General features: G+C 69.3%; 20 protein-coding genes, 1 tRNA gene and 1 pseudogene. 14 read left to right on the plus strand and 8 right to left on the minus strand.

The genetic code is table 11. The annotated features are described in order from the left end of the window. Positions 1 to 27 precede the first annotated feature (27 nt). The 3 genes from ASG73_RS12040 to nhaA all read left to right on the plus strand — a co-directional run bounded on the left by ASG73_RS12040 (position 28) and on the right by nhaA (position 3,046). Complete coding sequence (locus ASG73_RS12040; RefSeq protein ID WP_055995358.1) at positions 28 to 1,452, plus strand: MFS transporter; 1,425 nt, start codon at positions 28 to 30, stop codon at positions 1,450 to 1,452. Positions 1,453 to 1,529: 77 nt separating this feature from the next. Continuing rightward, the gene (locus ASG73_RS18185) at positions 1,530 to 1,700 is read left to right on the plus strand and encodes a hypothetical protein (protein WP_200946815.1); all 171 of its coding nucleotides are present in this window, start codon (positions 1,530 to 1,532) and stop codon (positions 1,698 to 1,700) included. Positions 1,701 to 1,762: 62 nt separating this feature from the next. Next, positions 1,763 to 3,046 (plus strand): Na+/H+ antiporter NhaA, encoded by a 1,284-nt coding sequence (gene nhaA / locus ASG73_RS12045; protein ID WP_055995361.1) that lies wholly within the window; start codon positions 1,763 to 1,765, stop codon positions 3,044 to 3,046. A gap of 5 nt (positions 3,047 to 3,051) precedes the next feature. Here nhaA and ASG73_RS12050 read toward each other — a convergent pair whose 3' ends face one another. Next, positions 3,052 to 3,954 carry an SDR family oxidoreductase gene (locus tag ASG73_RS12050; protein ID WP_055995364.1) on the minus strand — a complete coding sequence of 301 codons (903 nt, stop codon included), beginning with the start codon at positions 3,952 to 3,954 and terminating at the stop codon, positions 3,052 to 3,054. A 62-nt stretch (positions 3,955 to 4,016) separates the two neighbouring features. Further along, positions 4,017 to 4,697, minus strand: coding sequence for a GntR family transcriptional regulator (locus tag ASG73_RS12055; protein WP_055995367.1), 681 nt, complete (start codon positions 4,695 to 4,697; stop codon positions 4,017 to 4,019). Between the two features lie 133 nt (positions 4,698 to 4,830). On the opposite strand from ASG73_RS12055, the gene ASG73_RS12060 reads away from it, so the two are divergent. From ASG73_RS12060 to ASG73_RS12080, 5 genes are read left to right on the plus strand one after another with little or no spacing between them, the layout of a single operon-like run. After that, positions 4,831 to 6,090 carry an NRAMP family divalent metal transporter gene (locus ASG73_RS12060; protein WP_082567208.1) on the plus strand — a complete coding sequence of 420 codons (1,260 nt, stop codon included), beginning with the start codon at positions 4,831 to 4,833 and terminating at the stop codon, positions 6,088 to 6,090. A 49-nt stretch (positions 6,091 to 6,139) separates the two neighbouring features. Continuing rightward, a complete protein-coding gene (locus ASG73_RS12065) occupies positions 6,140 to 6,907 on the plus strand; it encodes a LamB/YcsF family protein (RefSeq protein ID WP_055995370.1) in 768 nt (255 codons plus the stop codon). Beyond that, a complete protein-coding gene (locus tag ASG73_RS12070; protein ID WP_055995372.1) occupies positions 6,904 to 7,518 on the plus strand; it encodes a 5-oxoprolinase subunit B family protein in 615 nt (204 codons plus the stop codon). The genes ASG73_RS12065 and ASG73_RS12070 overlap by 4 nt, the downstream gene beginning before the upstream one ends. After that, positions 7,515 to 8,399, plus strand: a complete 885-nt coding sequence (locus tag ASG73_RS12075) for a biotin-dependent carboxyltransferase family protein (RefSeq protein ID WP_055995375.1) — start codon at positions 7,515 to 7,517, stop codon at positions 8,397 to 8,399. Before ASG73_RS12070 ends, ASG73_RS12075 begins: the two co-directional genes overlap by 4 nt. 4 nt (positions 8,400 to 8,403) lie before the next feature. Then, positions 8,404 to 9,192, plus strand: coding sequence for a putative hydro-lyase (locus ASG73_RS12080; protein ID WP_055996052.1), 789 nt, complete (start codon positions 8,404 to 8,406; stop codon positions 9,190 to 9,192). Positions 9,193 to 9,199: 7 nt separating this feature from the next. On the opposite strand, the gene ASG73_RS12085 is transcribed toward ASG73_RS12080, so the two are convergent. Together ASG73_RS12085 and ASG73_RS12090 are read right to left on the minus strand one after the other, a co-directional pair. After that, a complete protein-coding gene (locus ASG73_RS12085; RefSeq protein ID WP_055995378.1) occupies positions 9,200 to 11,233 on the minus strand; it encodes a vWA domain-containing protein in 2,034 nt (677 codons plus the stop codon). After that, on the minus strand, positions 11,223 to 12,623 hold the full coding sequence (locus ASG73_RS12090) for a sigma 54-interacting transcriptional regulator (protein WP_235499444.1): 1,401 nt from the start codon (positions 12,621 to 12,623) through the stop codon (positions 11,223 to 11,225). The genes ASG73_RS12085 and ASG73_RS12090 overlap by 11 nt, the downstream gene beginning before the upstream one ends. Before the next feature lie 90 nt (positions 12,624 to 12,713). Here ASG73_RS12090 and ASG73_RS12095 point away from each other — a divergent pair, with 90 nt between their 5' ends. Continuing rightward, the gene (locus ASG73_RS12095) at positions 12,714 to 13,343 is read left to right on the plus strand and encodes a ClpP family protease (RefSeq protein WP_055995384.1); all 630 of its coding nucleotides are present in this window, start codon (positions 12,714 to 12,716) and stop codon (positions 13,341 to 13,343) included. Then, positions 13,340 to 13,927, plus strand: coding sequence for a ClpP family protease (locus ASG73_RS12100; protein WP_055995389.1), 588 nt, complete (start codon positions 13,340 to 13,342; stop codon positions 13,925 to 13,927). The genes ASG73_RS12095 and ASG73_RS12100 overlap by 4 nt, the downstream gene beginning before the upstream one ends. A 3-nt stretch (positions 13,928 to 13,930) precedes the next feature. Here ASG73_RS12100 and ASG73_RS12105 read toward each other — a convergent pair whose 3' ends face one another. Further along, positions 13,931 to 14,284 (minus strand): helix-turn-helix domain-containing protein, encoded by a 354-nt coding sequence (locus ASG73_RS12105; RefSeq protein ID WP_082567209.1) that lies wholly within the window; start codon positions 14,282 to 14,284, stop codon positions 13,931 to 13,933. A 129-nt stretch (positions 14,285 to 14,413) separates the two neighbouring features. On the opposite strand from ASG73_RS12105, the gene ASG73_RS12110 reads away from it, so the two are divergent. Both ASG73_RS12110 and ASG73_RS12115 read left to right on the plus strand, forming a co-directional pair. Further along, complete coding sequence (locus tag ASG73_RS12110; protein ID WP_055995392.1) at positions 14,414 to 14,662, plus strand: DUF3775 domain-containing protein; 249 nt, start codon at positions 14,414 to 14,416, stop codon at positions 14,660 to 14,662. Between the two features lie 342 nt (positions 14,663 to 15,004). Then, positions 15,005 to 16,212: pseudogene (locus ASG73_RS12115) on the plus strand (IS481 family transposase). A gap of 103 nt (positions 16,213 to 16,315) precedes the next feature. On the opposite strand, the gene ASG73_RS12120 reads toward ASG73_RS12115, so the two are convergent. Further along, positions 16,316 to 16,389, minus strand: a tRNA-Pro gene (locus tag ASG73_RS12120). Between the two features lie 167 nt (positions 16,390 to 16,556). Between ASG73_RS12120 and ASG73_RS12125 the strand changes: the two genes are divergently transcribed. After that, positions 16,557 to 16,922 (plus strand): hypothetical protein, encoded by a 366-nt coding sequence (locus ASG73_RS12125; RefSeq protein WP_156466272.1) that lies wholly within the window; start codon positions 16,557 to 16,559, stop codon positions 16,920 to 16,922. After that, positions 16,919 to 17,290, plus strand: coding sequence for a hypothetical protein (locus ASG73_RS12130; protein WP_156466273.1), 372 nt, complete (start codon positions 16,919 to 16,921; stop codon positions 17,288 to 17,290). The genes ASG73_RS12125 and ASG73_RS12130 overlap by 4 nt, the downstream gene beginning before the upstream one ends. Positions 17,291 to 17,299: 9 nt before the next feature. Here the strand turns inward: ASG73_RS12130 and der are convergent, their stop codons facing one another. Next, positions 17,300 to 18,820 carry a ribosome biogenesis GTPase Der gene (gene der, locus ASG73_RS12135; RefSeq protein WP_442905390.1) on the minus strand — a complete coding sequence of 507 codons (1,521 nt, stop codon included), beginning with the start codon at positions 18,818 to 18,820 and terminating at the stop codon, positions 17,300 to 17,302. A 51-nt stretch (positions 18,821 to 18,871) separates the two neighbouring features. Next, entirely contained in the window at positions 18,872 to 19,570 is a 699-nt protein-coding gene (gene cmk / locus ASG73_RS18420; protein WP_055995402.1) for a (d)CMP kinase, read from the minus strand. Positions 19,571 to 19,587 lie beyond the last annotated feature (17 nt).

Consider the following 19,587-nt stretch of genomic DNA (forward strand, 5'->3'; position numbering starts at 1 on the left):
GACAAATGATCAACGACAAGGAGATCCATGAGCACCCTTGGCACCTCTGGTGAACCCATCCCCGAAGCGGGGTCGGGCGGCACGGCCTTCGAGGACCTGCCGCCCCGCAAGACCATCCGCAAGGCCGTCGCCGCCTCCGCGATGGGTAACGCGACCGAGTGGTACGACTACGGCGCCTACGCCGTCGTCGCGACGTACATCGGACAACACTTCTTCCCCGGTGAGCACGCAACGCTGCTGACGCTGGCGACCCTCGCGGTCTCCTTCATCGCGCGCCCCTTCGGCGGCTTCTTCTGGGGCCCTCTCGGCGACCGGCTGGGCCGCAAGGGCGTCCTGGCGATGACGATCATCATGATGTCAGCAGCAACCTTCTGCATCGGCCTGCTGCCGACCGCGGAGACCATCGGGATCGCCGCCCCGATCCTGCTGATCATCCTGCGCCTGGTCCAGGGCTTCTCGACCGGCGGTGAGTACGGCGGCGCAGCGACCTTCATGGCCGAGTACGCGCCGGACAAGCGTCGCGGTCTCTACGGCAGCTTCCTGGAGTTCGGCACCCTGGGTGGATTCGCCCTCGGTGCCGGCATCGTCCTGGTCCTGCAGATCGTCCTCGGTGACGAGGCGATGAGCGACTGGGGCTGGCGTCTGCCCTTCTTCGTCGCCGGACCGCTGGGTGGCATCGGCCTCTACCTGCGCTCCAAGCTCGACGAGACGCCCGTCTACGCCGACCTCGAGGACGCCGGCGAGAGCGAGGAGTCGGCAAGCCACGGCCTGCGCGACCTCATGGTCGAGTACTGGAAGCCGATGCTCACGATGGCCGGCCTGGTCGTCCCGCTCAATGTCGTCAACTACACGCTGCTGACCTACATGCCGACCTATCTGCAGACCAAGATCGGCATCGGTGAAAACCAGTCCCTCATCGTCATCATCGTCGGTGAGCTGATCATGATGGCCCTGCTGCCCTTCGCCGGGCACTACTCCGATCTCGTCGGGCGTCGCCCGATGTGGTGGTTCTCGCTCATCGGACTCTTCGTCTTCGCGCTGCCGATGTACTACCTCATGGGCACCGGGTTCGTGGGCGCCATGGTCGGCTTCGCGGTGCTGGGCCTGCTGTACATCCCGCAGCTGTCGACGATCTCGGCGACCTTCCCCGCGATGTTCCCGGCCCACGTGCGCTTCGCCGGCTTCGCCGTGACGTACAACGTCTTCACCGCAGCCTTCGGCGGGACGGCCGCATCGGTCAACGAGGCCGCGGTCGAGGGCACCGGGTTCCTGGAGTTCCCCGCCGCTTACATGATGGGCGCCTGTGTCATCGGGATGATCGCGATGTTCTTCGTCAAGGAGACGGCCGGCGCATCGCTGCACGGGACGCACATCCCCGAGTCCGAGCCGCAGGACTACGGGAGCGAGGCCATTGCCGAGGAGTCCGACGCGATGGACGCGGCTGGCCGCTGACCTGCTCGACAACCTCGACGGGAGGTGCCCACGGCCCCGCGGGCACCTCCCGTCGAGGCGTTCCATAGACTCTGTGCGTGACCGGTCCCACATCGCGCGACGCTGCGCCACCCCGTCTGGCGGCTCAGGCCGCCCGCATGCGGCGGCTCCTGAGGACCGTGCGTCACCCGGGGACCAATGGCTGGACCAGCACCTGGGGCACCAATGCCCACGGGGAGATCGCGGGCTGCCCGCCACCATCCGGCTGAGGAATCACCCTTCACGGTGATCCACCCACGCCCACCACCCGCGTCGACGACAAGGCCGTCCTGTGTCCAACTCCTCCCCCACGCCCCCCAGCCGTCTGGCGCCGCACCAGCTGTGGCGCGGCGCCCATGCCACGGCTCAGAGCGATGCCTTCGGCGGAGCTCTGCTCCTGGGCGCCACCCTCTTCGCCCTCGTCCTCGCCAACTCGGGCGGTGTCGATGCATACACGAGCCTGCGTGACACCACCTTCGGTCCGGAGTTCCTCCATCTCAACCTGAGCGTCGGGGCGTGGGCGGCTGACGGGCTGCTCGCCATCTTCTTCTTCGTCGTCGGCCTGGAGCTGAAGGAGGAGTTCGTCGCCGGCAAGCTGCGCAACCCGAGGGAGGCCGCGCTGCCCATCGCGGCCGCCTTCGGCGGCGTCGCGCTGCCGGCCCTGATCTTCGCTGCGATCGCGCTCTCGTCCGACTCCGAGGGGGCCATGCGCGGTTGGGCCATCCCCACGGCCACCGACATCGCCTTCGCCGTGGCGGTGCTCGCCGTCGTGGGTCGCTTCCTGCCGCCGGCACTGCGTGTCTTCCTGCTGACCCTCGCGATCGTCGACGACTTCATCGCGATCACGATCATCGCCATCGTCTACACCGAGGGACTGCAGCTGCAGTGGCTGCTCCTGGCGGTCGTCCCGCTGGCACTCTTCGCCCTCGCGACCCAGCGCGGGATCATCTCGTGGTGGCTGCTCGTGCCACTGGGTGTCCTCACGTGGGGACTTGTCCACGCCTCCGGCATCCATGCGACCGTCGCAGGGGTCCTCCTCGGCTTCACCGTCCCGGTCATCGCCACCCAGCGGGCGAGAGTGCAGACGTCGACCGACTCCGACGGTGCGCCCGTCCATGACGGTGTCGCCGCCTACCTGGCCGATCAGTGGGGCGTCTTCACCACGCTCGTCGCCGTGCCCGTCTTCGCCTTCTTTTCCGCTGGTGTGGCGGTGGGAGGCCTCGACGGTCTCCGCACGGCGATGCAGGACCCCATCACCATCGGCATCATCGCCGGCCTCTTCCTCGGCAAGCCGATCGGCATCACCCTGACGACCTTCCTGCTCAGTCGCCTGCCCGCCTTCCAGCTCGACGACGACCTGCGCTGGCCGGACATCATCGGGATGGGTTTCGTGGCAGGCGTCGGATTCACGGTCTCCCTGCTCGTCGGTGAGCTCGCCTACGGTGCGGCAAGCGTCGCGGACGAGCACGTCAAGATCGGCGTCCTGCTCGGGTCACTCATCTCGGCACTGGTGGGTGGCGGCTTCCTCGCCATGCGCAGCCGAGCCGCCAGACGTGCTGGAGCCCAAGCGGCCTGACCCGGTCAGAAGACGGGCTTGCCGCCCGTCACCCCGACCACGGTGCCCGAAACATAGCTGGCCTCCTTGGGAGCAGCGAGGAAGACGAAGGCCCCCGCGAGCTCACCCGGTTGTCCGGCACGTCCTAGCGGGGTGTCGGCCCCGAACGCCTCGATCTTCTTCTCCTCCTGGGTCGCCGGCTGCAGCGGCGTCCAGATGGGCCCCGGCGCGACGGCATTGACCCGGATTCCTCGTGACCCGACCTCCGCGGCCAGGTTGACCGTGAAGTTGTTGATCGCCGCCTTGGTCGACGCGTAGTCGAGCAGCGAGGTCGACGGCTCGTACGCCTGGATCGAGCTGACGTTGATGATGCTGGCGCCGCGGCCCAGGTGCGGCAGCGCAGCGCGGGTCAGCCAGAAGAGGGCGTGCAGGTTGGTGCGCAGCACCCGCTCGATGCGCTCGTCGCTCATGGCCTCCAGGCCCTTGTCACGGGCCATCTGGACGCCGGCGTTGTTGACGAGGACGTCCAGGCCGCCCAGACCATCGACCGCGGTCGCGACGACCTCGTCGCAGGTGCTGCGCTCACTGATGTCGCCGGGGCAGAGCACTGCGGTACGGCCGGCGTCCCTGATCCATCCGGCGGTCGTCTCGGCGTCCTCCTGCTCCTCGGGCAGGAAGGAGATCGCCACGTCTGCATCCTCGCGGGCATAGGCGATCGCGACGGCACGGCCGATACCGGAGTCGCCGCCGGTGATCAGGGCGCGCAGGCCCTCCAGACGCCCCGACCCCACCCAGCTCTCTTCACCGTGGTCAGGGACGGGATCCATGGCGGCCGTGGAGCCGGGGAGCGACTGCTGCTGTGCGGGGAACCCTCCATCGGGTCCGGTGGCCATGTCGGCAGCCCGCCGGCTGAGCTCTGACTCGATCATGTGCACTCCTTCGTCATGGGGACGTGGCTGCACTACCCGAGCGGATGGCGGGGGAAACCGACCTACGCGGACATCGCGGCGAGCAGCTGGGCCTCAGCCCGATCGAGGTAGGTGAGCAGCGCACGCTCGGCCTCGTCGTGGTTCCCGGCCGACAGCAGTGCGGCCAGCTGTCGGTTGCCCTCGAGATAGGGCTCGTGGAAGGTGCGCGGGTCGGACATCGTGCTGAAGACCAGCCGCATCTCGGCGAGGACCTGTCGCATCGCCTCGTCGACCCGGCGACTGCCGGCCAGCGCAGCCAGGGCCTCGTGGAAGTGCATGTTGGCCGACCCCAGGCCCCGCCAGTCCTCGACAGCGGCGGCAGCACCCCCTTCGTCCACGGCCGCGTGCAGGCGGGTGAGGTCGGAGCCATCGAGCGCCGCCTGCCGGATCGAGGACACCTCGAGGATCCGACGGAAGCGGTAGAGGTCGCGCACATCGTCGTGGTCGAGCGCCCGGACGAAGACCCCGCGGTTGAACTCGCGCACCACCAGACGCTCGTGGCCCAGGAGGTGGAAGGCCTCGCGCAGCGTGTTGCGCGAGACGCCCAGGGCCGCGCCGATGCGCTCCTCGGACAGCCGGGTACGAGGCCGCAGATCCCCCTCGATGATCCGGGTGCGCAAGGCATCAGCGACCTTCTCGCTCGCGCTCGCACGTCCCATCGACGCGCGCTCGGACTCGAGTGCCGAGATCCAGTCGTCCACCATGCTGCACACCCCTTCGTCGCCGCTGTGAGTCCGACACTAGCCGAAGGGGGTATTGCGGGATTGTTCAACAATCGCTAGTTTACGTGATCGGGAGCACAATGAGGTGGTCCCGTGAGCATTGAGGAGAACCACCATGACGCAGGCTCCAGTCCCAGACGCGACACCGAAGCCCTCGAAGATGCCACCGCCCGGCACTGCAGGGACGGCGACCAAGGGAGCACTCCTCGGAGCCATGTTCCTCATGGCGACCAGCGCGATCGGACCCGGCTTCATCACCCAGACCACGGTCTTCACCGCACAGCTCGGCGCGGCATTCGCCTTCGCGATCCTCATCTCGATCATCGTCGACATCGCCGTCCAGCTGAATGTCTGGCGCGTCATCGGCGTCTCCGGCATGCGCGCCCAGGACCTCGCCAACAAGGTGATCCCCGGCTTCGGCTACGTCTTGGCCGCCCTCGTCGTCTTCGGCGGGCTCGTCTTCAACATCGGCAACATCGGCGGCACCGGTCTCGGGGCCAATGCGATGTTCGGCCTCGACGCCAAGGTCGGTGGTGCGGTGTCCGCTCTCATCGCCATCGCGATCTTCGTCAGCAAGAAGGCTGGTGTCGCGATGGACCGTATCGTCGTGGTCCTCGGCGTGCTGATGATCGCCATGGTCGCCTACGCGGCCATCGCCACTCAGCCCCCCTACGGCGATGCGCTCAAGCAGACCGTGCTTCCCGACAAGGTCAACTTCCTCATCATCACCACCCTCATCGGCGGAACCGTGGGCGGCTACATCACCTATGCCGGCGCCCACCGCATCGTGGACTCCGGCATCACCGGTCCTGAGCGCGTCGCCGAGATCAGCAGGGGCTCGATCACCGGCATCCTCGTCACCGGCGTCATGCGCGGGCTGCTCTTCCTGGCCATCCTCGGCGTCGTCGTCGGTGGGGTGAACCTCATCGGTGTCGACAACCCGCCGGCTGTCGCCTTCGAGGCCGCACTGGGGACGGTGGGCCTGCGCATCTTCGGCGTCATCCTGTGGGCCGCGAGCATCACGAGTGTCATCGGCGCCTCGTACACCTCGGTCAGCTTCCTCACGACCTTCAACGAGAGGATCAAGAAGCACAGCCAGTGGGTCGTCGTCGGCTTCATCGTCATCTCGGCCTCGATCTACCTCTCCCTCGGGCAGTCCCCTGCCACACTGCTCATCCTCGCCGGCGCCCTCAACGGCCTGATCCTGCCCTTCGGCTTCGGGATCCTCGTCTGGGTCGCCCTGCGCCGCCAGGACCTGCTGGGCGGGTACGTCTACCCCAAGTGGCTCGCCTACCTGGGTCTCGTGATCTGGCTGCTCACGATCTACCTGGGCTACCAGTCCTTCAGCGGGATCGTCGACCTCTGGAGCCAGTGACCCACTTCCGCCTTGACCAGCAGCCCGTGTGACTGACAGGAGCAGCAAGATGCAGATCGACCTCAATGCAGACCTCGGCGAGAGCTTCGGCAGCTGGACCCTGGGTGACGACGACGCGATGCTCGAGGTGGTGACCAGCGCCAATGTCGCCTGCGGCTTCCACGCCGGCGACCCCTCGGTCCTGCGGCACAGCTGTGACCGTGCTGCTGACCGAGGGGTCGCCATCGGCGCCCAGGTCGGCTACCGCGACCTGGCGGGCTTCGGCCGGCGCTTCATCGACATGGTGCCGGCCGAGCTCACCGATGACGTGCTCTACCAGATCGGTGCGCTCGAGGCCTTCGCCAAGGTGGCGGGCACGCGGGTGCGCTACGTCAAGCCCCATGGCGCGCTGTACAACGCGATCGTCCACCACGAGGCGCAGGCAGCAGCGGTCGTCGAGGCCGTCGTCTCCTACGACCGCACCCTGCCCGTCCTCGGGCTGCCGGGGTCGGCGTGGCTACGACTCGCGGAGGAGGCCGGCCTGACCACGGTGGGCGAGGCCTTCGCCGACCGTGCCTACACACCGGAGGGCACCCTCGTCTCCCGTCGCGAGCCCGGCGCCGTGCTGCACGACCCCGCCGAGATCGCCGAGCGGTGCATCCGCATCGCGACGAAGGGAGAGGTCGTCGCCACGGACGGCAGCATCGTCGCCGCACCAGCAGGGTCGCTGTGCGTGCACGGCGACAGCCCCGGAGCGGTGGAGATCGCGCGGCAGGTGCGTGCCGGCCTGGAGCAGGCCGGGGTGCCACTCACTCCCTTCGTCGGGGAGGTCGGATGAAGCTCATGCCATGCGCCGACTCCGGGCTGCTCGTGGAGATGTCCGACATGGACGAGGTGCTCGCGCTCTACGCCCACCTCGACGAGGACCTGCCGGACGGCGTCATCGACATGGTGCCGGCCGCGACGACGCTCCTGATCACCATCGACCGCACGGTGACGGACGTGGAGCGACTGGCCCGACAGGTCTCGAGCATCTCCGTGGGGACCCACCACCGGGCGAAGACCGGCGAGGTGGAGATCCCCGTGGTCTACGACGGTGAGGACCTGTCAGAGGTCGCCCGACTCACGGGACTCGACGAGCGCGGAGTCATCGAGGCGCACACCGGGACCCCGTGGACGGTCGCCTTCTGCGGGTTCGCACCCGGCTTCGGCTACATGGTGGGTGGCGACGAGCGCCTGCAGGTACCTCGCCGTGACAACCCACGGACCAAGGTGCCGCCGGGGTCCGTCGCGCTCGCCGGTGAGTTCGCGAGCGTCTACCCCCGGGAGTCGCCCGGTGGCTGGCAGCTCATCGGCCGGACCGCGCTGGAGGTCTGGGACATCCACCGCGAGCCGCCAGCGCTGCTCGTGCCGGGGACCGTGGTGCGCTACGTGGAGTCGGCGGCATGAGCACCTTCCGCGCGCTCGAGATCGTCGCGACCGGGCCCCAGTCGACGGTCCAGGACCTCGGCCGTGAGGGCCTCGCGGGCCTGGGCGTCGGTCGCTCCGGTGCAGCAGACCTCGGCTCGCTCCGGCTGGCCAACCGCCTGCTCGGCAATCGTGAGGGAGCCGCTGCGCTCGAGGTGACCTTCGGAGGGCTCGAGGTCCGGGCCCGCGGTGGCATGTGGGTGACCGTGACGGGTGCGATGACGCCCGCGACCATCGACGGACGGCCCGTCGGGCACGCCGCCGTGACCTGGCTGCCGGACGGAGCCTCCCTTCGTCTGGGGCCGGCGACGGCCGGTCTGCGCAGCTATCTGGCCGTGCGTGGTGGGATCGACGTGGCGCCGGTCCTGCAGTCGCGCTCGACCGACACGATGGCCGTGCTCGGACCTGCGGTACCCGCCCCGGGCGACCTGCTGCCGATCGGCCCGACCCCGGGTGCTCCTCCCCTGGTCGACGTCGCCCCAGTGGCCACACCCACCACGGGCGAGGTCCGTCTGCGGGTGGCCCCCGGCCCCCGGACGGACTGGTTCGTGCCTGCTGCCCTCGATGCGCTCACGGGCGGCACCTACGAGGTCACGGCCGAGAGCAATCGCGTCGGGATGCGCCTGTCCGGACCAGTGCTCGCGCGCGCCCGGGACGACGAGCTCAAGAGCGAAGGGATGGTCCCCGGCGCGCTGCAGGTGCCGCCCACCGGGCAGCCCACCCTCTTCCTCGCCGACCATCCCGTGACCGGTGGCTACCCCGTGATCGGGGTCGTCCTCTCGGACGACGTCGGTCTGGCTGCACAGGCCCAGCCGGGGCAACGACTGCGCTTCGTCCTGATCGGTGGTGCTCGGCGTGGGTGACTCGATGATCACCACCTCGAAGGCAGCGCTCGACCCCACGGCGGCGCGGGCACGCTTCCGCGACGGGCTGCGCGTCCCCACCTCCGGCTGGAGCGCAGGCTGGACCCAGGCCAACCTCATCGCCGTCCCCCGGGAGCAGGCCTACGACGTCCTGCTCTTCGCGCAGCGCAACCCGAAGTCCTGCCCCGTCCTCGATGTCACCGAGCCCGGGGAGGTGGGCTGCGGGATCTTCGACGGCGACCTGCGGACCGACCTGCCCGGCTATCGCGTCTACGAGCACGGGGAGCTCGTGGCCGAGGTGTCGGATGTGCGCGAGCTGTGGCGCACGGACCTCGTGGCCTTCCTCATCGGGTGCAGCTTCACCTTCGAGGCAGCCCTGCTCGAGGCAGGAGTACCGGTGCGCCATGTCGAGGTCGGCAGCAATGTCCCGATGTACCGCACCAACCGGCCGTGCCGGTCCGCCGGGTCGATCGGCGGCCCTCTCGTGGTGTCGATGCGGCCGATGTCGGCGGACAAGGTCGCGACCGCCGTCCGGGTCACCTCGCGATACCCGGCCGTGCACGGTGCGCCTGTGCACATCGGTGATCCCGAGGCACTCGGGATCACGGATCTCGCATCGCCCGACTTCGGTGAGTCGGTGCCGATCGCTGATGGGGAGATCCCCGTCTTCTGGGCGTGCGGGGTGACTCCTCAGGCCGCGGTGATGCAGTCTCGGCCCCCCTTCGCCATCGGTCACGCGCCCGGGATGATGGCGATCACCGACGCTCGGGACAGCGACTACCTCGTGCCGTAGGGCCGGCTCAGGTCCCGAACCAGAACCCGCGCCCGCCGAACCAGTCGCCGTACTCGCCGGGCGCTCCCCCACCGGGCTGGCGCGATCCCAGGTAGGACCCCACGACCGCGGCGCCGAGGTCGTCCAGCTCTGGAGCCACGACCCTGCCCCCGGCGCGTCGGGCCAGCGTCTCGACGAAGCGCGCGAGCCCGGGGTCCTCCCCGAGGCGGAAGAAGGTCGTCTGCGCCCCGAGCCGCGCCGCGTGGTCGAGCTCGCGGACCGTGATGGCAATGGTGAGCGGGTGCGGTGGGTAGTCGAAGAAGGCCTCGCCGCCGGACTCGAGGTGGGCCGTCGGTTCGCCGTCCGTGACGATCAGCAGCACGGGCTGGGCATTGGGGTGCCGCCGGAAGTGACGGTTGGCCAGGAGGAGCGCGTGGTGGAGGTTGGTCCCCTTGTCCCAGTACGCGTCGAGGCCGGTCAGCTCCTCGATCTCCATGACGCTGGCGTGCCGACCGAAGCCGATGAGCTGGAGATGGTCTCCGCGAAATCGCGTGCGGATGAGGGTGTGCAGGGCCAGCGCGGTCCTCTTCATGGGAACCCAGCGCCCGTCCATCGCCATGGAGAAGGAGGTGTCCACGAGCAGCGCGACTGCCGCCTGGGTGCGCGCCTCTGTCTCGGAGACCTCGATGTCGTCGGTCGTGATGCTGCGGCGGCTGCCATCGGCGGCCCGACGCAGGACGCCGTTGAGCACGGTGCGCGGGATGTCCCAGGGTTCGGTGTCGCCGAACTCCCATGCGCGTGAGGCTCCGGACCGCTCGCCGGCCGCGCCGGCCTGGCGCAGGTCGCGCTGGCCCTGCCGTCCTGACATCCGTTGCGCGATGTCGCGCAGCAGCGCCTTGCCCAGCTGACGCATGGCCTTGGGGGTGAGCCGCAGCTGCCCCTCGGAGTCGCGTCGCACCGAGCCGCTGCTGCGCAACGCCTGCTCGAGATCACGCAGGGCGCGCGCGTCGATCGCCGCCTCGTCGCCGAGTGCTCGAGCCAGCTCGTCGAGGTCGATGTCGTCCAGGCCCGCCCCGGCATGTGACTGGGAGAGCTGGTCACCGAGCGCATCGAGCCGGGCGATGTCCTGCAGCATGCCGGTGCCGTCGCCGAGGCCGAGCCCCTGCTCTCCCCCGAACTGCTCGGCCCCGTTCCAGTCCTCACCGGGACGCAGCGCTTGCAGGTTGCCGTCGAGCCGATCCAGCGACTCCATGAGCGCAGGTGAGCCGAAGGCCTGCGAGGACAGCTGCATCAGCTCCTCGCGCTGCTCCGGTGTCATGGAGTTGAGCAGCCGCTGCGCCGCTGCGGCACGCTGGGCCATGGCATCGATGAGCTCATCGACGTCCTGCGGGCCCTCAGGGAAGAAGTCCCCGTGCTTGTCCATGAACTCGGCGAAGTCCTGCGGGGTGTCCTCGTCCCGCTGGTGCTTCTCGAGGAGCTCGTTGAGATCGCGCAGCATCGCGTCGATGGCGGCCCGGTCGGCATCCGTGGCGCCCTCCATGGCCTGCTTCATGCCGGCGAAGCGCTGATCGAGCACCTCGCGTCCGAGCAGGTCCTTGATCTGCTCGTAGTCCGCCCGGGCCCGGGTGGACTGCCAGGGGTAGTCCTGCAGCTCGCTCACCGCGGCCGCGGTCGACGCGGAGAGGTTGTCCAGCCTCATCTCGGCGAAGTCGCGCTCGAGGTCGTCGAGGTGGACATCGCGTGCGAGCTGCTTGCGCTCCTCGAGGACAGCACGGTCCAGCAGCTCGCGGACCTCGCGGAGGGTGCCGTCGAGACCATGCTGCTGGAGCAGCTCACGGCGGCGTTCGTTGACCTGGCGGGCGAGGTCGTCCAGCCCGGTCTGCTGCCGACCGCCCCGCCGGAGGAACTCCCGCAGTGCACGCTCCGGCGAGGAACCGCCCATGACGTCCTCGCCGATGGCGTCGAGGGCCTCGGCGATGTCGACGGGTGGCGCGAGCGGGTCTCCGCCGTCGTAACGACGGAAGCGGCTGCGGCTGCGGCTGCGGCTGCGGCTAGTGGCCATACACGGTCGCGCCTCCCGACGAGTCCTTGCCGATCTTGCGGGCCAGGTACAGGCCCTCGAGGACCAGCTCGAGGGCGGCGGCCCGCTCGCCGTCGGAGTCGGCGGTGAAGCGCTCGAAGATCTCGTCGTAGACGGTCGACTCGCCCAACGCGGGGAGCCCGTCGAGGAAGTCACGCGCGGTGACCTGCTCGCCGGTCGAGATCTCGGCGCCCTCCTCGACCGCCCGCACGAGCGGTCCGAAGTCGATCCCGTGCACGAGGTGTCGGACGGTGTCGGCGACCGCGGTGCGGAGCAGGTGGGTGAGGACCTCGAGCTCACGCCCCTCCTCCCCGCTCTCGAACTCGATCTTGCCGCCGAGGACCTCGACGGCGGTCTCGAGGTCGACGACCCTGGCCACCGGCTCGTCCTCGCCCTGGGTGGCCGCGCGGTGCAGCGCCGAGGCGGCGATGGTCTCGGCACCGGCGATGGCGAAGCGGGCACTGACGCCGCTGCGTTGGTCCACCGCGGAGGACTCGCGCAGATTGCGGGTGAAGCGGGCAAGGACCTCGATCAGGTGGTCGGGGACCTCGGCGACGAGCTGTGCCTCCTGCCGCGTCACGGCGATCTCCGCCTCGAGCTCGCGGGGGTAGTGGGTGCGGATCTCTGCGCCGAAGCGGTCCTTGAGCGGGGTGATGATCCGACCGCGGTTGGTGTAGTCCTCGGGGTTGGCGCTCGCGAGCACGAGGACGTCGAGGGGCAGACGCAGGACATGACCGCGGACCTGGATGTCGCGCTCCTCCATGACATTGAGCATCGCCACCTGGATCCGCTCGGCGAGGTCCGGCAGCTCGTTGATCGTCACGATGCCGCGGTGGCTGCGCGGGATGAGCCCGAAGTGGATCGTCTCGGGGTCGCCCAGGGCACGCCCCTCGGCGACCTTCATCGGGTCGACGTCACCGATGAGATCAGCGACGGAGGTGTCGGGTGTCGCCAGCTTTTCGACATAGCGCTCGTCGCGGTGCCGCCAGAGGATGGGAAGGGAGTCGCCCAGCTCTTGTGCACGCCGCTGGGACTCGTGCGTGATCGGCTCGAAGGGATGCTCTGCCAGGTCGGAGCCGGCGATGACGGGGGTCCACTCGTCGAGGAGTCCGACGATGGTGCGCAAGAGTCTCGTCTTGCCCTGACCGCGCTCGCCGAGGAGGACGATGTCGTGGCCCGCGAGCAGCGCTCGCTCCACCTGCGGGATGACCGTCTCCTCGTAGCCGTGCAGTCCCGGCCACGGGTCCTCACCTGCCCGCAGACGATCGAGCAGGTTGTCGCGGATCTCCACACGCAGGGGCTTGGCGACGTGTCCGGCGGCACGCAGCTCGCCGACGGTCGAGGCGGTCGGGGCGGCAGTCGAGGTGCTCACCTGCATGAGGCTAGACCCCTCTGCTGACAGCGGATCTGCCCGGAGCAGAAGGGTGACGGTCCTCCCCCTTCGTCGGAGCAGGGTGGAGGCATGGCTGACACACCGACCCCACGACTCTTCGACGACCGGACCAGGCGCGAGCTGCTCGACCAGCGCGTGCTCGTCCTGGACGGCGTGCTGGACGACGACAACGGCACCCTCCTCGCGGCCCAGGTGATGACTCTGGCCGCCTCTGACCCGGTCGCGGACATCGCGCTGTGGATCCATTCCCCAGGCGGCTCCGTGTCGGCGATGCTCGCGATCCGTGACGTCATGCGACTGGTGCCCAACGACGTGAGCACGCTGGCGCTCGGGATCGCCTGCAGCGCAGGGCAGTTCCTGCTCTCCTCAGGGACGAAGGGGAAGCGTCGCGCTCTGCCGCACTCCCGGGTCCTCATGCACCAGGGTTCAGCCGGGATCGGCGGGACCGCGGTGGATGTCGAGCTGCAGGCCGACGACCTGCGGCACACCCGCGACACGGTCCTCGGCCTGATCGCGCGGGACACCGGGCAGCCGCTGGAGCGGGTCTTCGGGGACTCGCTGCGGGACCGGTGGTACTCGGCGCAGGAGGCGGTCGACTACGGCTTCGTCGACGCGATCGTCGCGACCTTCGACGAGGTCTCCCCGCAAGCGCGGGAACGCACGGGGTTCGCCGGCGCTCTCGTGGGGAGCACCCGATGAGCACCTACCCGATCCCCAGTGTCATCGCCCAGCACCCGCGCGGCGAGCGGATCATGGACGTCTACTCGCACCTGCTCACCGAACGCATCATCTACCTGGGGACCGGCATCGACGCGGGTGTCGCCAATGCGCTCATCGCCCAGCTGATCCACCTCGAGTCGGTCGCGCCGGACCGGGACGTCCAGCTCTACATCAACTGCGAAGGGGGTGACCCCAGCGCGATGCTCGCCGTCCTGGACACCATGCGCTACATCCGACCCGATGTCGCGACGACCTGCGTCGGTCAGGCCGTGTCCGTCGGGGCGGTGCTGCTCGCCGCGGGGGCACCCGGCAAGCGTGCTGCGCTCTCCCACGCCCGGGTCGTGCTGCACCAGCCGTCAGCGCAGGGTCGCGGTCCCATCCCCGACCTGATCCTCCAGGCCGACGAGCTCGTTCGGGTGCGCTCGGACATCGAGGAGGTCCTGGCGTCGGCCACCGGGCGGCCTGTCGCGGAGCTGCGCACGGACACAGACCGGGACCGGGTCTTCACCGCGACGGCCGCCAGGGACTACGGGCTCATCGACGAGGTGATGGCCACGCGCTGAGGGTCAGGCAGCGAGGGCGAGGACGGACGCCGTGGTGCGGGAGTGCTGCGGCGTCCGGACCGCCTCGGCGACGGCCAGGGTGAGGTCGAGGATGGTGACGTCGAGGGCACCACCCACCGCGGCGATCATCTCGCTCGAGGGTTCCTTGCGGCCGCGCTCGATCTCGGAGAGATATTGGGGCGAGATGCCCGCCCGGTCTGCGGTCTCCCCCAGGGTGTGGCCCCGCTCGTGCCGCAGTCGGCGCAGCTCGGTGCCCAGCGCCTCTCGCCACAAGGGCTCGCGGCGCCGTCGCCGGGCCAGGAGTGCCTGCTCGAAGGGGGTCGCCTCACGGCCTCGGGTCAGCGCTGCGTCGCTCATGCCTCAGCGTAGATCCGGCGGGGTCCGGCCCGACGGAGATTCTGCTCTGGGCAGAACCCTCGTGCATGGCAGCGCCTGCCCCGGGTAGGGCCGCATGGACATGTCCGCCCCACGACGAGAGGACCGCAGATGACCGAGTACTCGACCGAGGAGATGGACGCGGCTCGCGAGGCCGCGCAGAAGGCGGTCGACACCGCCACCTCGTGGGACTACAGCGCCGGGGAGACCAAGATCGCGGACAAGTTGCGCGAAGGGCTCGACGCCGCCGGCGTCACGGTGGACGACGAGGAGTTCGCCCGTCTGGTCACCGAGATCGACGCCATCGCCGCGGACGAGTCGATCGGGCCGCCGACGGTGACGGCGGCCTCTCCACGCTGAGGCGTCGGGTCAGCCGTGATGGCAGCGGGTCCACCCGGGGGTGTGGTTCGAAGAAGAACCGCGACCCAGGAGTCGCGCTTGTTCTTCGAACGAGCGGCTCTGGCCCGCAGAACGCAAGAGCCGGACCTACATTTCTGTAGGTCCGGCTCTTCCGATGTCCTGAGACATCACAACGTCGGGCTGACAGTGTCCGAGTTCACGACATCGTCTACAGGTCGGGGCGCTAGATCCGCGAGTGATCGTTGACTGGTGAGTCGCGACATCGTTGACGAACTCGTGGTGGTGATCGTTGACCGGTGAGTCGCGACATCGTTGACACTCCAAATTCGTCGACGATCGGTCATGAGCTCTCGTGACAAGAATCTGGTGATCGTGCGGTCCGTGCTTGACCAGGGTCTGACCGCGACCCAAGCAGCGCAGCGTTTCGGCGTCACCCGCCAGTGGGTCCATACCCTCATCCGCCGTTACGAGGCCGAAGGCCCCGACGGTCTGGCCCCGCGAAGCCGCGCCCCGAAGTCACGCCCAAAGACCACGAGCGCGGCGGTACGCGAACGGATCATCGAGCTACGGCGACAGCTGAGCACCACGGGCGCCGACGCCGGCCCAGAAACCATCGCCTGGCACCTGCAGCACGAAGGGATGCCGGCGCCCTCGACCTCGACCATCCGCCGGATCCTGCACTCGCAAGGCTTGGTCATTCCCGAACCGAAGAAGCGCCCGAAGTCCTCCTACATCCGCTTCGAGGCCGACCTGCCCAACGGCTGCTGGCAGGCCGACATTCCCCCAAGCACTTCGTGCAGGGAGGTGCCCCCACCCACTGGCACCTGGCCGACGGCACCCGTGTCGAGGTCTTGGACTTCCTGGACGACCACTCCCGCTACCTGCTGCACATCCGCGCCGCATCGGCCTACAGCGGACCCATGGTCGTGGACGCACTGCAGTCCCTGATCGACCAGCACGGCGTGCCAGCCTCCACGCTGACCGACAACGGACTGGTCTTCACCGCCCGGCTGGCCGGCCGCAAAGGTGGACGCAACGGCTTCGAAAAGCTCCTGGAGGCCCACCACATCCAGCAGAAGAACGGCCACCCCGGCCACCCCCAGACCCAAGGCAAGATCGAGCGCTTCCACCAAACCCTCAAACGGTGGCTCCGCGCCCACCCCCGCCCGGAAACGATCGCCGACCTACAACAACTCCTCGACGAGTTCGAGCGCTGGTACAACCACCAGCGACCCCACCGATCCGTGGCCCGGCGAACCCCCGCGACCGCGTACACGGCACTGCCCAAAGCCACGGCCGTGACCCCAGCGACCGAGCCCGAATGGCGCTCCCGCACCGACAAGATCGCCACCTCCGGCACCGTGTCACTGCGCTACGCCGGCAAGCTACGCCACCTGGGCATCGGCCGCGCCCACGCCGGCCAACCCGTCCTGATGCTCATCCACGACAACCACGTCATCACCAGCCACGCCGCCACCGGAGAAGTCCTGACCGAGCACCACATCGACCCTGACCGCGACTACCAACCCCCGACCCGACCCCCGTCATGATCGTTGACCGATGAGTCGCGACATCCACGACAACCCGCGCGAACCTACAAAAAAAGTCCTGAGTCGCGACACCGTGTCAACGATGTCGCGACTCAGGACAACGTCGGGCTGACAGGATTTGAACCTGCGACCCCTTGACCCCCAGTCAAGTGCGCTACCAAGCTGCGCCACAGCCCGTGGCTGCTCCCGAAGGAGCGAACGTCACCTTAACCCACGTCAGCGGCACTCACCGAATCGGCCCCACGACGTGGGCATCTCCCCTGTGCGCACTGCCCACGGACGGCCTTGGCCTGCCATCTGGCGTAGCGTCATCGCGAACCGATGTCGACACCCGAGAGCCGAGCATGAGCACGTATCAACTGCCGAAGGAGTCTGCACCCACGCGCGATCCGGGGGTGGGACTCGGGTCCGCGATCGGCGCCCTCGCGGGCCTGCTGGGCCCCGTGCTCCTCGGTCTGCTGGTGTGGGGGGCCTTCGCCGTCACCTCCGACAGCGACGCCGCCGTGCTCGTCGCGCTCCTCGTGGTCATCGCCGTCGTGACCCTTCCTCTTGCCCTGATCATCCTGGGCTTCTCACTGGTGGCGTCGGACCAGCTCCCGGGGTGGGGCCTGGGGGCCTTCGTCGCGTCGGGGACCTGGCTCGTCTCGACCGTCGCCGTCGGCATCCTCTTCCTGATCGGCGGGCTGACCGCCATCTTCGAGGGCATGTGACTCCTCACGCGCCCACGCCGGAGCCGTCCTCGAGGGCGGCTGCCGTGCTCGTCGGCGTGGGCGTCGGGCTCGTCACGCCACTGGTCGGCGCAGTCCTGAGCACCGTGGCCATGGAGCGGTACGCGGGTGAGGGGCACCTGGCCAACTTCGTCCCGGTCGTGCTCGTCACGGCGACCGCTGCCCTGCTCGGCCCCCTGCTCATGCTGCTGGTGGGTGCCTTCAGCAGGTCGAGGGAGTCATTGCGTCTCCTCGCGACGGCCTGCTTCGTCGGCGCCCTCACCTGGGTGGTCGTCGTGCTCCTCGAGGTGAGCGCGCTGATCGCGACGACGGTGTGGCTGTCCGCCGCGATGGACGGCAGCCACTACTGAGGCGCGGGCTCAGCGACGTCCGCGCTTCTCCCGCACTCGCACGCTGATCTCGATCGGGGTCCCTTCGAAGCCGAACTCCTCGCGCAGACGACGCTCCAGGAACCGGCGGTAACCGGCCTCGATGAAGCCGGAGGCGAAGATGACGAAGCGCGGCGGGCGCGTCGAGGCCTGGGTCGCGAAGAGGATGCGGGGCTGCTTGCCCCCACGCAGGGGGTGCGGGTGCGACGACGCGATCTCGCCCAGCACCGAGTTGAGCTTCGAGGTCGGTACTCGGCTGTCCCAGGAGTTCAGGGCCGTGTCCAGGGCCGGGGTGAGCCGGTCGACGTGCCGTCCGGTCAGGGCCGAGAGGTTGACCCGCGGCGCCCAGGTGACCTGCACGAGGTCGCGTCCGATCTCGCGCTCGAGGTAGAAGCGACGCTCCTCGTCGAGCAGGTCCCACTTGTTGTAGGCGATGACCAGCGCGCGGCCGCTCTCGACGACCTGGGTGATGATCCGCAGGTCCTGCTCGGCGATCGGCTCGTGGGTGTCGATGAGGACGACGGCGACCTCGGCCTTCTCCAGTGCGGCCTGGGTGCGCAGCGACGCGTAGAAGTCCGCACCCTTGGTCTGGTGCACACGCCGACGGATACCAGCCGTGTCGACGAAGCGCCACTGTCGGCCACCGAGCTCGATGATCTCGTCGACCGGGTCACGGGTGGTACCGGCGACATTGTCGACGACGACCCGCTCCTCCCCGGCGAGCTGGTTGAGCATGCTGGACTTGCCGACGTTGGGACGTCCGATGAGCGCGACCCGACGGGGTCCCCCTTCGGCGACCGTGCCGCCGCTGGCCGAGACCGCGGGCATGACGTCGAGGACGGCGTCCAGGACGTCGCCGCTCCCCCGGCCGTGCAGTGACGAGACCGGGTAAGGCATCCCGAGACCGAGGTTCCACAGTGCAGCGGCGTCGGGCTCGAAGCGCTGGTCGTCGACCTTGTTGGCCACCAGGATGACGGGCTTGCCCGAGCGACGCAGCAGCTTGACGACGGCTTCGTCGGTATCGGTGGCGCCGACGATCGCGTCGACGACGAAGACCACGACATCGGCCATCTCGATGGCGACCTCGGCCTGCTCGGCAACGCGCAGGTGGATGCCCTCGGCGCCGATCTCCCAGCCGCCGGTGTCGAGCAGCGTGAAGCGTCGCCCGGACCACTCCGCGTCATAGGCGACGCGGTCACGGGTGACACCCGGGGTGTCCTCGACGACGGCCTCACGGCGGCGCAGCACGCGGTTGACGAAGGTCGACTTGCCGACATTGGGCCGACCGACGATCGCCACGATGGGGAGCGGTCCGGTGACGGTCTCGACCTCGTCCGGCTGGAAGCCGTCGATGAGCGCCCGGTCCTCGGGGGTCAGGTCGAAGTCCTCGAGCCCGGCACGCAGCACCCGCTCGACGCCCTCGGCCAGCGCCGGGTCATCGGTCCCGGTGGGGTCGGTGGGTTCTGGGGTGGTGTTCAACGGTGCTCCTGGAAAGTCGGTGGTCATGGCCATTGTCGCAGCCATGGGCGGCATCAGCCGCAGTGAGACGGAAGGGGGCGTCGGTCAGCGCGTGCGGGCGGCGTCCACGAGCGCCATGACGGCCGCGACGGACCCCTCGAAGTCGAGGTCGGATGTGTCGACGACCCTCACGCCCTCGGCAGCCTCGGTGAACTGCGAGACGGTGGAGTCGTCGCGGTCCCGACGCACGACCTGGTCGCGGGTGGCCTCGATCGCGGCCCGGTCGCTGGCACCGTGGACCTCGAGCGAGCGGCGCCGCAGGCGGGCCTCCTCGCTGGCCGTGAGGAGGATGCGCACGGGTGCGTCCGGCGCGATGACGGTCGTGACGTCACGGCCCTCGGCAACGCACGCCCCGTGCCGCTCGGCGATGTCCTCGATGAGCTCGCGCTGGCGCCGCTGCATCTCCACCCGCACCTCGGGGACGGTTGCGATGGTCGACACGAGTGAGGAGATCTCGCTCGTGCGGATCGCCTCGGCGACATCCGTGCCGTCGACCAGGACCGTCGGAGCCGCGGGGTCGTCGCCGATGGTCAGCGGCAGCCCGAGAGCGGCTCGGGTGATCGCCGCTGCGTCACCGAGATCGACCTCGGTGTGGCGGCACCACCACGTGAGCGCCCGGTACATCGCCCCGGTGTCGAGGTAGCCCGCGCCGAGGCGGGTGGCCACAGCGCGCGAGACGCTCGACTTGCCGGACCCTGAGGGTCCGTCGATACCGATGACGAAGGGGGTGGGCTGGCTGGTCATGATGGGTCAGCCTAGTC

The sequence above is a fragment of the Janibacter sp. Soil728 genome (assembly GCF_001428305.1).
Classification (GTDB): domain Bacteria; phylum Actinomycetota; class Actinomycetes; order Actinomycetales; family Dermatophilaceae; genus Janibacter.